At 40.8% G+C, this 16,027-nt stretch carries 13 protein-coding genes; 8 read left to right on the top strand and 5 right to left on the bottom strand.

Annotated features, from left to right (window positions below; all coding sequences use genetic code 11):
* Positions 1 to 5: 5 nt before the first annotated feature.
* Positions 6 to 923: a S66 peptidase family protein gene (locus IEV69_RS09715; protein WP_188441920.1), complete on the bottom strand. Its 918-nt coding sequence runs from the start codon at positions 921 to 923 to the stop codon at positions 6 to 8.
* 80 nt (positions 924 to 1,003) lie between these two features.
* Here IEV69_RS09715 and metG point away from each other — a divergent pair, with 80 nt between their 5' ends.
* The 3 genes from metG (at position 1,004) to IEV69_RS09700 (ending at position 6,335) form a co-directional block, all read left to right on the top strand.
* Positions 1,004 to 3,061: a methionine--tRNA ligase gene (gene metG / locus IEV69_RS09710; RefSeq protein WP_188441918.1), complete on the top strand. Its 2,058-nt coding sequence runs from the start codon at positions 1,004 to 1,006 to the stop codon at positions 3,059 to 3,061.
* A 51-nt stretch (positions 3,062 to 3,112) separates the two neighbouring features.
* Positions 3,113 to 5,242, top strand: a complete 2,130-nt coding sequence (locus tag IEV69_RS09705; RefSeq protein WP_188441910.1) for a Tex family protein — start codon at positions 3,113 to 3,115, stop codon at positions 5,240 to 5,242.
* Between the two features lie 187 nt (positions 5,243 to 5,429).
* Complete coding sequence (locus IEV69_RS09700; protein ID WP_188441909.1) at positions 5,430 to 6,335, top strand: histone deacetylase family protein; 906 nt, start codon at positions 5,430 to 5,432, stop codon at positions 6,333 to 6,335.
* Positions 6,336 to 6,365: 30 nt separating this feature from the next.
* Here IEV69_RS09700 and IEV69_RS09695 read toward each other — a convergent pair whose 3' ends face one another.
* A complete protein-coding gene (locus IEV69_RS09695; protein ID WP_188441907.1) occupies positions 6,366 to 6,947 on the bottom strand; it encodes a tetratricopeptide repeat protein in 582 nt (193 codons plus the stop codon).
* An 804-nt stretch (positions 6,948 to 7,751) separates the two neighbouring features.
* Here IEV69_RS09695 and IEV69_RS09690 point away from each other — a divergent pair.
* Positions 7,752 to 8,432 (top strand): hypothetical protein, encoded by a 681-nt coding sequence (locus IEV69_RS09690; protein WP_373283665.1) that lies wholly within the window; start codon positions 7,752 to 7,754, stop codon positions 8,430 to 8,432.
* On the opposite strand, the gene IEV69_RS09685 is transcribed toward IEV69_RS09690, so the two are convergent.
* The 3 genes from IEV69_RS09685 to IEV69_RS09675 form a co-directional block, all read right to left on the bottom strand.
* Entirely contained in the window at positions 8,429 to 9,961 is a 1,533-nt protein-coding gene (locus IEV69_RS09685; protein WP_188441905.1) for a GH3 family acyl-acid amido synthetase, read from the bottom strand. The genes IEV69_RS09690 and IEV69_RS09685 overlap by 4 nt on opposite strands.
* A gap of 351 nt (positions 9,962 to 10,312) precedes the next feature.
* Complete coding sequence (recQ, locus tag IEV69_RS09680) at positions 10,313 to 12,418, bottom strand: DNA helicase RecQ (protein WP_188441903.1); 2,106 nt, start codon at positions 12,416 to 12,418, stop codon at positions 10,313 to 10,315.
* Positions 12,419 to 12,516: 98 nt separating this feature from the next.
* The gene (locus tag IEV69_RS09675; RefSeq protein WP_188441901.1) at positions 12,517 to 12,849 is read right to left on the bottom strand and encodes a single-stranded DNA-binding protein; all 333 of its coding nucleotides are present in this window, start codon (positions 12,847 to 12,849) and stop codon (positions 12,517 to 12,519) included.
* Positions 12,850 to 13,196: 347 nt separating this feature from the next.
* Here IEV69_RS09675 and IEV69_RS09670 point away from each other — a divergent pair, with 347 nt between their 5' ends.
* The 4 genes from IEV69_RS09670 (at position 13,197) to IEV69_RS09655 (ending at position 16,024) form a co-directional block, all read left to right on the top strand.
* On the top strand, positions 13,197 to 13,802 hold the full coding sequence (locus IEV69_RS09670; protein ID WP_229741419.1) for a helix-turn-helix domain-containing protein: 606 nt from the start codon (positions 13,197 to 13,199) through the stop codon (positions 13,800 to 13,802).
* A 205-nt stretch (positions 13,803 to 14,007) separates the two neighbouring features.
* On the top strand, positions 14,008 to 15,285 hold the full coding sequence (locus IEV69_RS09665; RefSeq protein ID WP_188441899.1) for a PQQ-dependent sugar dehydrogenase: 1,278 nt from the start codon (positions 14,008 to 14,010) through the stop codon (positions 15,283 to 15,285).
* A 118-nt stretch (positions 15,286 to 15,403) separates the two neighbouring features.
* Positions 15,404 to 15,751: a hypothetical protein gene (locus IEV69_RS09660; RefSeq protein ID WP_188441897.1), complete on the top strand. Its 348-nt coding sequence runs from the start codon at positions 15,404 to 15,406 to the stop codon at positions 15,749 to 15,751.
* A 12-nt stretch (positions 15,752 to 15,763) separates the two neighbouring features.
* Positions 15,764 to 16,024: a hypothetical protein gene (locus IEV69_RS09655; protein WP_188441895.1), complete on the top strand. Its 261-nt coding sequence runs from the start codon at positions 15,764 to 15,766 to the stop codon at positions 16,022 to 16,024.
* The last annotated feature ends 3 nt before the right edge of the window (positions 16,025 to 16,027 follow it).

The following is a 16,027-nucleotide window of genomic DNA, read 5'->3' as shown; positions in this document are numbered from 1 at the left end:
GAAGCTTAGAATTTCAATGATGTTTTTACTCCGACTTCAAGTGTTATATTTCTACCCAAAATCAACGCACGGTTATCGCTGTGATGCCCTGAAGGAAAATCATAACACACCGGAAAATCATATTCTGAAACGGTTTCTGCAATGATTTCTTTGGCAGTTTTTCCGAATGGGTTATCAGTTTTAAAGCCAAAGGCCTTGGTATTGTCACGCATAGCATCTATCCCTCCAACGACCAATCCGGCTATGTTTTCCAACATATTGTTGCGCTTTAAATTTTGCATCATTCTATCGATGTGATACAAATATTCATCCAGGTCTTCCAAAAATAAAATTTTTCCTCGGGTGTCTAGTGCAGAAGCACTTCCACAAAGCGAGTATAGCATCGACAAGTTTCCCCCCACCAGCTGGCCTTCAGCTACTCCTTGCCTTGTTCGGGGGTCTTTTGTATTATAACAAATCTTATATTTTTCACCAAAAAGCGCTTTCCTCAAACAAGAAACCGCTTCTTCACTTTGTTTGGCAATATCAACCGGCATGGGAGCATGCAAAGTCTCAAAACCCATTTTATGAAGATAAGAATGAAACCCTGTCACGTCGCTATACCCCACAATCCATTTGGGGTGTTTTTTAAAAGTTGTAAAATTGAGTTGGTCAATAATTCTTACTGTACCATAACCTCCACGTGCACACCAAATGGCTTTGATATCAGGATTATCAAGCATCATTTGAACATCTGAAATACGCAAAGCATCACTTCCTGCAAACTGGTTCTCAACGGCCCCTATCGTTTTTCCCAAAACCGGAATTAATCCCCAGGATTTCAACAAATCATGTGCAGGTTGGATTTCTTCACGTGATATTTTTCGAGCGGTAGCAACAATGGCAACCTGATCTCCTTTTTGCAATTTTGGAATCGAATTCATCTCATTAATATTCTTACACCGCAAAATAAAGAAATTCTCCTTGTGAATCCCTATTTTTGTCAAATCAAAATTAAACCGGAATGAACACACCAAAACGCTACACCATCACCGCAGCCTTGCCATATACTAACGGGCCCATTCACATTGGCCATCTGGCCGGGGTTTATGTTCCTTCAGACATCTATGCACGCTACCTGCGCATGCAAGGGAAAGATGTGGCTTTTATCTGCGGAAGCGATGAGCACGGTGTGGCAATTTCTATGAAAGCAAGAAAAGAAGGCGTCACACCCCTTGAAATCACAGATAAATTTCACACCATTGTGAAAAAATCTTTTGAAGATTTTGGGATTACCTTTGACAACTATTCCCGCACTTCGGCAAAAATCCATCACGAAACCGCTTCTGAATTCTTTAAAAAACTCCACAGCGACGGAAAGTTCATTGAAGAAGTCACTGAACAATTATACGACCCTGAAGCAGACCAGTTTCTCGCAGATCGTTTCGTTACCGGAACCTGCCCCAAATGTGGTCACGATGAGGCTTATGGCGACCAATGTGAAAAATGCGGAACTTCGCTAAATGCTACAGACCTCATCAATCCAAAGTCCACCATCACAGGAGCCGTGCCGGTATTGAAAAAAACCAAACACTGGTTCTTACCACTGGAAAACTATGAAGATTTCCTGAAACAATGGATACTCGTTGACCATAAAAAAGACTGGAAACCCAATGTGTATGGTCAGGTAAAATCCTGGATTGATGATGGGTTGCGCCCCCGTGCCGTCACCCGTGACCTGGACTGGGGCATCCCCGTTCCTGTGGAAGGTGCAGAAGGAAAAGTACTATATGTTTGGTTTGATGCACCCATTGGGTATATATCGTCCACCAAAGAATGGGCTGCCCGAGAAGGTAAAGACTGGGAACCTTACTGGAAAAGTGACGACACCAAACTTGTGCATTTTATCGGCAAAGACAACATTGTTTTTCACTGTATTATTTTCCCGGCGATGCTTAAGGCCGAAGGAAGCTATATCCTGCCTGATAATGTACCAGCCAACGAGTTCCTGAACCTGGAAGGCAACAAACTCTCTACCTCTAAAAACTGGGCGGTTTGGCTACATGAGTATCTGGAAGATTTTCCCGGACAACAGGATGTACTGCGTTACACCCTTACGGCTACAGCCCCGGAGACCAAAGACAACGATTTTACCTGGAAAGACTTTCAGGCGCGGAATAATAACGAACTGGTCGCCATTTTTGGGAACTTCATCAACCGGGTGGCAGTACTGACCCATAAATATTATGAGTGCTACGTACCCCAACCTTCCGAATTAAAGGAAATTGACACACGAACGTTGAATGAAATGAAAGCCTATCCTGATGTGATTGGCAGCTCCATTGAGCGTTACCGCTTTCGTGAAGCACAAGGCGAATTGATGAATTTGGCCCGACTTGGAAACAAATACCTCGCCGATGAGGAACCCTGGAAAACCATTAAAACCGATGAAGAACGTACTAAAACCGTAATGTATGTCGCCCTGCAAATCGCAGCTGCACTGGCTGTTTTAAGCGAGCCGTTCTTGCCATTTACATCAAAGAAATTAAAGACCATTTTAAACTATGATGCTGAAAACTGGGGTGCTTTGGAATCTCTGGAAACCGGTCATCAAATCGGTCAGGCCGAATTGCTTTTCTCCAAAATAGAAGACGACCAAATCCAGCAGCAACTGGACAAACTCGAAGCTACCAAAGCCTCCAATAAAAGCGAAAAACAAACAGAAGAAAAACCGAAACTCATGCCACAAAAAGAAACCATAAACTTTGACGATTTCACCAAACTCGATATGCGTGTAGGCACCATCATAGAAGCTGAAAAAATGCCTAAAGCTGATAAACTTTTGATTTTAAAAGTAGATACCGGTCTTGATGTGCGCACTGTAGTTTCAGGAATTGCAGAAAGTTTCACTCCTGAAGAAATCATTGGAAAACAAGTCACCATTCTCATCAACCTCGCCCCCAGAAAACTACGTGGCGTAGAAAGCCAGGGAATGATCTTAATGACTGAAAATGCAGATGGGAAGTTGGCATTCGTAAATCCCGACGGAGACGTTGTGGGGAATGGGATGACGATAAATTAGTAGTCAGTTGGCAGTAGCAGTGTTCAGTAAATAAAAGTCTAAATCATATTCATGGAGCAACTCCTCCACTACATTTCCCAAAATACCCAACTGCCCGCAGGCAGTATAAAAAACACCGTTCAGTTATTAAATGAAGACTGTACCATTCCCTTTATTGCCCGTTACCGCAAGGATCGCACGGGCAATCTGGATGAAGTACAAATTGGTGACATCGTTCAATATAAAGAACAGTTTGAAGCCCTTGAAAAACGCAAAACCACTATACTCAAAGCGCTGGAAGAACAGGAAGTTTTAACGCCGGAATTGCACAAGAGTATTGAAAATACCACCGACCTCACCACACTCGAAGACCTCTACCTCCCCTTCAAAAAAAGCCGGAAAACCAAAGCCGAAACCGCCCGCAAAAACGGACTGGAACCCCTCGCCAAAATTATTATGGCACAAAATGCCTCTGACCTGGAATCCATTGCTCAGAAATATACCAAGGGTGAAGTCACTTCTACAGAAGAAGCACTCGAAGGAGCCAGACACATCATCGCAGAATGGATCAATGAACGCACAGACATAAGGAATACGTTGCGGAAGCAGTTAGAAAACGTTGCACGCATCACCACCAAAGTAGCAAAAGACAAAGCTGAAGATGAAAGAGCCCAAAAATTCCGCGATTACTTTCAATGGGAAGAAGCTTTAAAAAGTTGTCCGTCACACAGATTACTCGCTATTTTGCGTGCTGAAAACGAAGGATTTATCAAAGTAAAAATTGAAATTGACGAAGAAAAAGCACTTTCTGCCATCGAAAGAAGAATCATCAAATCGCAAAACGAATGCGCAGAACAAATTGAACTGGCCATCAAGGGCAGTTACAAACGCCTGCTCTTTCCGGCCTTGTCAAATGAACGACTGAATGCCGCCAAAGAAGCTGCAGACGATACTGCGATTTCAGTATTTGCCAAAAACGTTCAGCAGTTGTTGCTTGGCGCGCCTTTGGGTGAAAAACGCATTATGGCGATTGACCCGGGTTTCAGGACAGGTTGTAAAGTGGTGTGTCTGGACGCACAAGGCAACCTCAAGCACAACGAAACCATTTTTCCACACGCGCCTCAAAATGATGAAAAGGGAGCAATCAAAAAAATTAGTTCGCTGGCCGATGCCCATAAAATAGAAGCCATCGCTATCGGCAACGGCACCGCTTCACGCGAAACGGAGCGGCTCATCAGAAAAATTCAATTTAAGAATACTATTCAGGTTTTTGTTGTTAGTGAGGCAGGAGCTTCCATTTATTCGGCTTCCAAAATTGCCCGGGAGGAATTTCCCAATTATGATGTAACCGTTCGGGGTGCCGTTTCCATTGGGAGAAGGCTTGCTGATCCCCTGGCCGAATTGGTTAAAATTGAAGCCAAGTCCATTGGCGTGGGTCAATACCAGCACGATGTGGATCAAATTAAATTGAAAACCGCGCTTGACCGGGTGGTGGAAAGTTGTGTCAATTCGGTGGGGGTGAATATTAATACGGCTAGCCGTTCTTTGCTTGCTTACGTTTCAGGGGTTGGACCCAAGTTAGCTGAAAATATTTTTGCATACCGTGAGGAAAACGGTGCTTTTACTTCCCGTGAGGAAATCAAAAAAGTACCGCGTCTGGGCGGAAAAGCTTTTGAGCAAAGCGCGGGGTTTTTACGCATCAAAAACGGAAAGAACCCATTGGACAACTCAGCTGTGCATCCTGAGAGTTATGGTTTGGTCAAACAGATGGCCAAAGATTTAAAGAGGGAAGTTTCAGATTTGATTGGTAACACGGAGGTTCTAAAAAGCATTCCGAAGGAAAAATATGTAAGTGAGACTGTGGGTCTCCTCACTTTGGAAGACATCATTAACGAACTGGAAAAACCCGGGCTCGACACGCGGGAGCAGGCCAAGGTGTTTACTTTTAACCAAAATATAAAAACTATCAATGACCTGAAGGAAGGACAATTACTTCCCGGAATAGTCAATAATGTCACCAATTTTGGATGTTTCGTTGATATCGGCATCAAAGAAAGCGGACTCATCCATATCTCCAACCTCGCTGATGGTTTTGTAAGCGATGTGAATGCCCACGTGAGTTTGCATCAGCAAATCGTGGTAAAAGTACTGGATGTGGACATAGACCGAAAACGCATACAGTTAAAGTTGCATAAGTTATAGTGGAATTTAAAAATCAATCGCATTTATAATCCTATTCTTTTTTTTTAACATTAAGGAATTAAGAATAGTTAAGGGTATGACTCTTAATGTCCCTTAATTTCTTAATGTTTTTATTTAAAGTGTTCTGAGAAATACCGGTTTGGCTTTAAAAAATATTTTACCTTAGTTTGTTACCATAAATATAAAAATGCTCAAAATAGCCTACCATCATATTTACAAACACCAGCTTCCTGAAGGACATCGCTTCCCTATGGACAAATATGAATTGATTCCGCAACAGTTATTGCACGAGGGGACGTGTACTGCTGAAAATTTTTTTGAACCGGATGTTGCTGATGAAGCCCATATTTTGGCAGTGCATACCCAAGACTATATAAACGACTTAAAAAACCAGACATTAAGCAAAAGTGCTGCCCGAAAAATAGGTTTTCCTTTAAGTGAAACTTTGATTAAACGAGAAAGCATCATCACACAAGGAACCATTCAGGCCAGTGAGTATTGCTTGAAATATGGTATCGCCATGAATATTGCAGGCGGTACACACCACGCTTATACCAATCGCGGAGAAGGGTTTTGCTTGTTTAACGATCAGGCGGTCGGTGCTCGTTATTTATTAAATAAAGGGTTGGCAAAAAAAATACTCATCGTCGACCTCGACGTGCATCAAGGCAATGGTACCGCTGAAATTTTTCAGAATGATCCTTCAGTATTTACATTCTCTATGCACGGTGCAGGCAACTATCCGTTTCAGAAGGAAAAATCAGATCTGGATATTGCTTTGCCTGATGGAACGAGTGATACTGTCTATCTAAAAACCCTGAAAGAAACCCTTCCGAAGTTGATTGAAGAACAACAACCCGATTTTATCTACTATCTCTGTGGTGTGGACATATTAGAAAGTGACAAACTGGGAAGGCTAAGCTGCACTATTGATGGTTGCAAAGAACGCGACCGTTATGTATTACAAACTTGCAAGGACAATAAAATTCCCGTAATGTGCAGTATGGGTGGGGGCTATTCACCGAATCTTAAAATTATTGTTGAGGCACACGCCAATACCTACAGACTGGCACAGGAGATTTATTTTTGGTAAAAAAATCCCCGCAAATTGCGGGGATACACTCTAAAGAAGACTGTTCAACCGGTTGAGGAACCAGTTTTCATCCTTCTTTTTCGCTTCAGCTTCCACTTGCTCTTTTTCAATTTTTTCTTTTTCAAATTGATGTTGGTTTCTGCGCTTTTTTGCCACACGGGCTATTTCAGCATCAACAAATTCAATAAAGTCATTGTTCAAAGCTAAGTGAGCTGATTCCTTCAGGGTTTGTTCAGCTTTTTTAAAGTCTGAAATTGCTTCAAACAAGCAGGCTTGCAGCAACTTTATGGTTGCTTTGTCAATACCTTTCAGGTTTTTAGCAAAGTCAATGACTTTTTGAGCTTCCTCAAAATCCTCGTTGGACAAAAGTACCCTGATGTAGTCAGGGTATATATCAGACATTTCAAGGTTTGAAACCAAAGCCTTTTCAAAGTATTCTTTGGCAGTTTCATAATCCCCTAATTGTTCTGCATAGACTTTCCCCATCAGGCTAAGTGCTTTTGCATTTTCCGGTTCGTAAGACAAGGCGTAGTTCAAAGCTTCCACGGATTTTTCAAGTTCCCAGGGGTAAGCTTGTATCGCCTTAAATAAATACAGGTTCATTGTTCCCATTACGTTTGTTATTTGGTTGGTAAACAGAAAGCCATTTGACTTTCACTCCCGTAACGGAATGGATGAAGGAAATTCCAACAAAAATCCGAAAACGGTTAGGTTTTGCTTCGGATCTTTATCATTCTTTAGAAGAGATTTAAATTCCGAAGCGTGTCTATCAGCATATCAAAATGCTTCTGACGTTCAGAGGTGTTCAATCGATACCACATAGCTTCTGTTATTTAATGAATAATTTGTTTTTGGCAATCCTTAAAATTGCGATGCAAAGATGCGGGTATTTTTTTAATTTCCAAGTAAATTTTAAATTTTATTTATTTGATTTTCAGTTACTTGTGTTGATTTTAGACTATAGAAATCCTGCCCGGCTGTATGCCGAAATCTATACATCTTACATTCAAAAACTTAACTTTCAAGGGGCATATTTGCTGTCTATCTTTTCACTTTTAAAATTTTAAAAAAATGGATAAAAAAAAGCGCCCGAATTAACGGACGCTCTTATATAGTGGGTTTAAATTCTACTAATTGATCACTCAAAAGATTTAAAATCCAAAACAAAGCATCCGAACCGCGTTGGTAAATTTTCCATCCACGGATAGTTTCCATCTGCCACAGGCGATGTAAAACGGATATGTTGTTTTTGAATTTTCATCTTTGTTGATTGCTTTTTTGTTTGAAAGCACTGCAAATATATATGTTTCTGTGAATAAACAAAGATTATTTTAAATAGGTTTGGTTACACAACTATACTCTTAAAGTTTTGTTTACTTTTTTTATACGCCTTCCGTAAGCTTTATCTTTATCAAAATGGAAGAAAAAGTACCCAGCACAAATCCTTATTTTACAACCGCACTAAGGGGACTCTTTCTTCTTGCTGTATTTACTAACTTAGCTTTATCCGCGCCTATGAATGATACTGATTTTTTAGACAACAAGATAATCCCGGAATCCATTTTAAAGGAAGTTACCATTGCTTTATCCCACTACCCCGAATTGGCAGACACCCCGATTGAGTTTAAATTCAAAACCAATATCAAAAGATCCTTTATGCAGGCACAGCCACGGTTTTTTGATATTTTTAAAAACAAAAAAAAGAGGGCATACTATGTCATGATCAGTGATAGTGTTACTATAGAAGGTGAAGAGTTCACGGTTGCTGAAGTACCCACAGATGTACTTATAGGCTGGATTGGTCACGAACTGGGGCATATTATGGACTATAGGGAACGCAGCGGAATCAATATGGTAGGGTTTGGTATTCGCTACTCATTTTCAAAAGGATTTATCAAAGAGGCTGAAAGAGCTGCAGATACCTATGCAGTGAATCACGGAATGGGAAACTACATTCTCGCTACTAAAGATTTTATCCTGAACCACACCAGCCTTTCAGAAACATACAAAAACCGAATCAAACGCCTGTACATGTCCCCTGAAGAAATTATGGTGTTGGTGGATGAGCTACAAAAACTGGAAGAGCAATTAGATTAATGCTCCTTTTGCTGTTTATTGATAAATGCTTCCCATTCTGAAAACTTTTCCTCATTCATTACTTTCTCCATCTTGACCTGCCCGCCTTTTTTCTTGTTGGCGGCATTCCATTCATAAAAAATATTCGGGGAAATAGTTTTTACCTTGACACCTTTTAAGGCTTTTGACCGGGCTACCTTATAGTTTTTATTGGCTTTTTTTAAAGCATCGTCCAAGGCGTCTGCTACTTTTTTATCATTGAGTTTGTGTTCAGTTCCCAGATACCAGGAATGGTAATAGTCGCCATCAATCCTCATTGCAGCCACCGTAAATTCGGGGATTTTACAATCAAACTCTTTTTCCAGTTCCTGAACGGCATCATTCATTTTGTTGACAGACAACTGTGAACCCACCACATTGAGGAAAAACTTGGTGCGTCCGGTAATTCTTATTTCGTGCCGGCTTACATCTGTGAATTGAACGGTATCGCCTATAAGATATCTCCAGGCACCTGAAACCGTACTGATGATGAGAATATACTCTTCATTTTCTTTAACCTCAGCCAGTGTCAAAGCCGGAGCATCTTCGGTGATGGAACCATCGGGGTTGATGTAATCAGGATTAAAGGGGACGAACTCAAAATAAATCCCGTTATCGACCACCAGTTTCATCGCCTTGGTTTCAGGGCGCTGCTGAAAGGCCAGAAACCCTTCAGAAGCCAGGTAGGTATCTATAATGGTGATGGGATGTGCCAGCAACGAATTGAAACTTTTTTCATAAGGCTCAAAAGCCACCCCGCCCGAAGTAAAGACTTGCAGGTTGGGCCAAATCTCGTGGATATTTTTGGCTTTATGATAGGCAATTACTTCTTTAAGCATCAACTCCATCCAGGAGGGAATGCCTGACAAAGCTCCGATGTCCCATTCTTTGGCGTTTTCGGCTATTTTTTTTACGCGCTGGTCCCAGTCATCTATTTTGGAAATTTCTTCGCCGGGTTTGTAATACCCCCGAAACCAAAACGGTATGTTGCTGGCAGATATCCCACTGATTTCCCCTTCCTGATGATCCCCCTCCTCCTGAAGGTCTGTGGAACTTCCCAGCATCATGATTTCTTTTTCGAAAAAGTCAGATGGAAGGTCAAAATTGGTCAATGTGCTCACCTGTTGAATTCCGGTTTTCCTGATGGCGTCCAGCATTGTTTCAGTGACGGGAATGCGCTTGCTGCTTTTTCCGGTTGTACCGGAACTCAGGGCAAAATAAGGAGGCCTTCCCGGCCAGGTGACATCTTCTTCGCCTTCGTGCAGTTTGTGCCACCATTCCGCGTGTATTTTATTGTAATCAAAATAGGGAACTGTTGCTGCAAACACAGCTTCGGGCTTTGAAGTATCAAGGATTTTATCAAATTGATATTGCTTTCCAAAAGCGGTATCCTTTGCTGTTTTTAAAAGTTCTTTCAACACCTGTTGCTGGGCTTCAACAGCATCGGGTTCTGAAACAACTTTGTCGCGCAAATCTATAAGGCCTTTGATAATGGAACCGATAATCGCCATGTTATTTTTTATAAATGATGGTTATTTCTTAAAAATAAAGAAAACCATAAAACCAATCTGTCTTGTTTTAGAAATTATAACATATTTAACCTTTACTTAAAGCAATGTGCTATAAAAAAGGTGTTAAAGTTTATTTAGAATGATTACTAATAAGTATTTTTGCATACGATTTAAGCTACCAAATTGGGAAAGAAAAAAGACAAAAAACTCAAAAAAGAGAAGCTAAGTAAAGGACCAAAGTCCAAATGCTGCGAAAAGTTCAAAAAATGTGAAAGCAAACGATGTTGCCGTTGCCCGCATACCTGGCTTACCAGAATCGCAGCCGCCTGATTGCATATTTTTTAAACTAATTTAACTTCCTTCCAGATAAAGTCCCATTCTGATTTTCCAATAAGGAACCTCTTCTTTCAAGTGTTCAAAAATGGGTTTCAGACTTTCTTCATCTTGTTGCAGTTCTCCCTTCGCTTTTTTGACAAGGGCTATTTCTTGCTGATTGATAAAAGCACGTAAGTCTATCGGTTTTCCCGCCTGATGCATTTTTTGCAAATGACCATAAATAGTATCCTCTTTAAGGTTTCTTTGCAGAGCAATTTCAGCAACAGACATCCCTTTTTCAAACAATTCATAGCTTATTTGCTGTGTGGGTATTTTTGGTTTTTTTAGCGCCTCTTCTTCAAGCACACTTTTAATATGAGCCTTAATGGCTTCTAAAAACCGTTTCCTGTACTTTTCATTTTTGGCTTCACCCACGCCGCTTACTTGCAAAAACTCTTCTTCGGTTTCCGGTAGGAGTTTTTCCATATCTTTTAAAGAGGCGTCGCTGAACACGATGTATGCTGCCACATTTTCTTCAATGGATATTTCGCGTCGCAGTTGTCTTAGTTTTTCAAACAATCCAAACGTTTCGGGTTTTTCCACACGTTCTTTTAGGGCCGGTTTTTCTTTGGTTTGAAGCGAAGCCAGCTTGACTTTCCGTCCTTCAAAAAGGATCTTTTTAGCCAATGGAGTCAACAACAAACGACCCTTTTCGTGAAAACGAATCTCCAGTATCCCCTGATTCACCATTTGAATGATGTATTGCTGTAAATCCAGCCATGGGATGTCTTTCGCTGTACCATAGGTTTTGATATTCTGATAACCTTTCTCATACAACTGGGCATTTTTGGAACCACGCAAGACATCCACCAGCATACCCACGGGTTCATTTTCCGAAAGGCGATACACTGCCGAGCACACTTTTTGTGTAAGCACGGTACCGTCAAAAAACTGTGGTGGCGTTTTGCAATTGTCACAGTTGCCGCAATCTTCAGAAATATGTTCGCCAAAATAATTCAACAACGCTACACGCCGACAGCTCAGGGCTTCGGCAAATTGTTGCATGCGTTCCAGCTTGGCCAGTTGGAATTCGCGATTGGGCGACTCTTCAATAAACTGCCGCAGTTTCACCACATCGGCAAAACTGTAAAACAGCAGGGTTTGTGCCGGAAGGCTGTCACGCCCGCTGCGGCCGATTTCCTGATAATAGCCTTCAATGTTTTTGGGCATATTGTAGTGAATCACCCAGCGCACATTGCTCTTGTCGATTCCCATGCCAAAGGCAATCGTTGCCACGATAATGGGCGTACGGTCATTGACAAAATCTTCCTGAATGCGACTACGTTCCTCAGTATCCAAACCGGCATGATAAGCTTGTGCCTGAAATCCGTTTGCGACGAGTTTTTCTGCAAGGGTTTCAGTGCTTCTTCTGCTGAGGCAGTAAATGATGCCGCTTTCTTCTTTTCTGTTTCTTAAAAACCGAAGAATCTGTGGCAAGCGGTTGGTGCCGGGCCTCACTTCCAGATAGAGGTTTTTTCGGTCAAAAGAAGCCAGGTGTTTTTGCGCTTTTGGAATATGTAGTTGTTTGACAATATCATCCTGAGTGGCTACATCGGCCGTGGCGGTAAATGCGGCTACAGGGATATTTGGAAATTGCTTTTTGAGTTTCCCAAGTTGGGTGTATGCCGGACGAAAATCGTGACCCCAGGCCGAAATGCAATGCGCCTCATCAATGGCAAAAAGGCTGACATTATTCTCGTTGAGGTGAGGCAACAAAAAGTTCAAACTTTCCGGGGCCACGTAAAGGAGTTTTATGTTTTGTTCTCTGAGGTTTTGGAGTACCTCGTTTTGTGTGTCGATACTTTGCGAACTGTTGTAAAAAGCTGCCGGAATCCCATTGGCGTGCAGGGCATCCACCTGGTCTTTCATCAAAGCGATGAGTGGTGAAATGACAATGGCCGTGCCCGAAAGCATCAAAGCCGGTAGTTGAAAACAAAGCGATTTCCCACCACCGGTGGGCATAATGGCCAACAGGTCTTTTCCGGAAAGAAGATCGTTGATAATGGCTTCCTGATTGGGACGAAAACTGTCAAACCCAAAGTGTTTTTTTAGAAGGGTGGTTGTGGTGTCTGTTGTGATCATGATGCAAAACTAAAGAATTAAAAAGTACCAAATCCCAAGCACCAAATTCCAAACAAAGAAACTGCTTGGAACTTGGATTTTGGAATTTGTGAGTTCCCCTATTTGGAGAGCATTAGCATGTCGCTGCAAACCACCTCTGTGAAATAACGCTTGTTGCCTTCTTTGTCTTCCCAGGTGCGGGTGGTGAGTTTGCCTTCCACGGCAATTTCCTGTCCTTTGTTGACATAACTTTCCACGACTTTTGCCATTCCGCCTTTAATGACGACATTGTGCCAGTCTGTGCGTTCTACTTTTTTACCTTCTTTGTCTTTGTAGCTGTCATCTGTAGCCAGGGAGAATTTAGCCATTTTGTTGCCGTCGGCGAAGTTAATGATTTCAGGATCCTGTCCTAATCTTCCAATCAACTGTACTTTGTTTCTAAGTGCGTTCATAATAATAAAATTTAATGTTAAACAGTTAATACATTTTGTTGTTTCGACCTGTTGGTTTCATTCAACGGTACAAAGATGATACAGCCACCAAATTTTATTCGGTTATTACATGTTTACTTTCGTTTATTTTCGTTTACAAACGTTTGTAGTCGTTTGCAAATGTTTTTAGTATTGATTATTAATGTTTTAAAAATTACAATGAGGTTTATATAAAAGTTATATTTTGGTTAGAGGAAAAAACTAAAGCTAAATTTATACTATAATTGTTAACCTTTAAAAATAACTTTATGACATTCCACGACAAAGCAAATGACGTATAAAAATCAGATGAATACCGTTATCAAATTTTGACTGAATCATTATTTTTAGAAGGAATTAAAAGTATAGAACAAATGAATATCATTGCAAAAAAAATTAGCGAAACCCGAAAAATTAAAGGTCTTACTCAAGAAGAACTGGCTGAGCAATCAAAAATAAATTTAAGAACAATCCAAAGGATTGAAAACAGCGAGAGTGAACCCAGAGGTAAAACCCTGCATCTACTTTGTAATGTTTTGGAAATTGATATTAAAGAGTTAATTGCCGGTGACAATTCGCTAAGGGAAAATAACATTGGAACTAAAATAGTAAATGGACTTTTCCTGTTAGCACTCAATTTAGTTCTTATGGGTATTATTGGTTTTTTAACATTGGATTCCAGCGCAAATGCCAATAGCGTATTGGGTGGGTTTTTATTGAGTTTTTTTATTCCATTCTTTATCGTGACTTTGAACAAAAAAATGAATGGAATGGAACGTATGCTTAAATTTGGTTTTGGATATATTGCTTATTTCGTTTTAGTAATGATTATCCACGGATTTCCAACCGGCTTCGTTACCGGACTATTTCCCTGCCTCTTGATAAGTTTATCAGTCTTATATTTTGGAGCTGATTTGATAAAAAACAGCGAATAAATAGCTTGACGAGATAGCATGACCACATTTATGGCAGAACCCTAAAACCCTTTTCCCACCAATAAAAAAATTCCCTATATTTATACTGCTCCCCACCCGCTTAAAGTAAACCGTATAAAAAGTATGAATTTCGAAATAAGGGAATTTGTGACTAAAAAGCGGTATGCGTCTTAAAACTGAGTAAGAACCAAACATTAGATCGATTATGAAGACTTACCTCTTGTTTTTAATAGCCCTTCCACTATCTCTTTTTTCACAAGTAGAAGATGAAAAACAGCTGCCGGAACCCTTTGCAACAAAATCGGTTTCCAATTATTCCGATGTTGAAGGTTGGGAAGATGGAAAGACACCCAAAGCCCCGGAAGGATTTACGGTTACTAAATATGCCGATGGTTTTGATAATCCCCGTTGGATGTATGTTACGCCCAATGGGGACATTTTGGTAGCGGAAAGCAATAGCAATTATAGCATTCTTAAACAAATTGGCGCTACCCTTATAGGGGCCGGTAGTTCTAAAAACTTAGCCAAAAGTGCAGATATTATTACTTTACTGCGTGATACTGATAATGATGGCTTGCCTGAAATTCGGGAAACCTTGCTAACCAAAAAAGAAGGCCTCAATCAGCCTTTTGGAATGCTGGTTATCGATAATTGGCTTTATGTGGCTAATACTGATGCTATTCTGCGTTACCCTTACAAAGCCGGACAAACTAAAATTACAGAAATAGGCGAGAAAATCACAAGCCTTCCCGCCGGAAAAGTTAACCAACATTGGACTCGTAATATAATTGCCAATGCTGATAATTCCAAAATATATATTGCAGTGGGCAGTGGTGATAATATAGGTGAAAAGGGTATGGAACACGAAGTAATGAAAGCCAATATTCTTGTAATGAATCCCGATGGAAGTGATTTACAGGTTTTTGCCTCCGGGTTAAGAAATCCGGTGGGAATGGATTGGGAACCCACAACAAAAACCCTTTGGACTACTGTAAACGAACGGGACGAACTAGGCAATAATTTAGTGCCTGATTATTTAACTTCCGTGGAAGAAGGTGACTATTATGGCTGGCCTTATACCTATTGGGGCAATCATCATGATCCTCGCGTTCCTGTACCTCCAAATGTGAGATTGAAAGAAGCATTAGTGCCGGATGTAGATTTAGGCTCCCATACTGCTTCTCTGGGCTTGGTTTTTTATACCGCAGATGTTTTCCCACAAAAATATAGAAATGGCGCTTTTGTGGTACAACATGGCTCCTGGAATCGTGAGGTGTTATCTGGGTATCGTGTGGTCTTCGTCCCTTTTGAAGATGGAAAACCTGCGGGCAAACCCGAGGATTTTCTTACGGGTTTTATTATTGAACCGGATAAGGATGAAGTGCGCGGAAGACCCGTAGGCGCAGTGATATTACCGGACGGCTCCATGTTAATAACCGACGATACAGCCAACCATATCTGGAGGATTTCCTATAAAAAATAAACCTTACTTCTAAAACAGCCACAAGTCATATACGCTAAACGTTAAATTCCTTTCTTCCCCACCAATAAAAAAATTTCCTATATTTATACTACTCCCCATAATATGTAAATAAACACTTATGGAAAAACAGTGTATTGAATGTGGTGAAAGAGTCCGCGGCCGGGCCGACAAGAAATTTTGCAGTGATTCCTGCCGCAACACCTACAACAATAAATTCAATAAAGACAGTAAAAATCTGGTGCGCAACATCAATAACGCCCTGCGTAAAAACTACCGTATCCTGGAAACACTCAATCCCGATGATAAAACCAAAACCACCCGCGACAAACTGCTGGCACAGGGATTTGACTTTAATTTATTCACGAGCATCTATACCACCAAAGCCGGCACGGTCTATTATTTTGTCTATGACCAGGGCTACCTGCCGCTGGAAAATGATTATTTTGCACTCGTAAAACGTCAATAAATATTAGTAATTATGAAAAAAGAACTACTCGATAAATTATCCAATGAAGAACTGGAGAAAAAAATTAAATCAGCAACCTCTGTTTTGTCTGTTACAATTGTACTTCTTATACTTTATGGCGTGTATATGTTTTACAAAATGTTTGAAGGCACCTGGGAGATAGGTCCGCAAACTGCCATACCCTTTTTATTTCTTGCGGTCATGTTACCCAATTGGGTCAATATCAAAAACATGAAAGAGGAGCTTCAGAAAAGGAATGGGACCGATTCCTAATCC

Origin of the sequence: Planktosalinus lacus (genome assembly GCF_014640155.1) — a bacterium.
GTDB classification, from domain to species: domain Bacteria; phylum Bacteroidota; class Bacteroidia; order Flavobacteriales; family Flavobacteriaceae; genus Planktosalinus; species Planktosalinus lacus.
The sequence above is the reverse complement of the archived record's forward strand: the minus strand, read 5'-3'. Positions and strand labels throughout refer to the sequence as shown.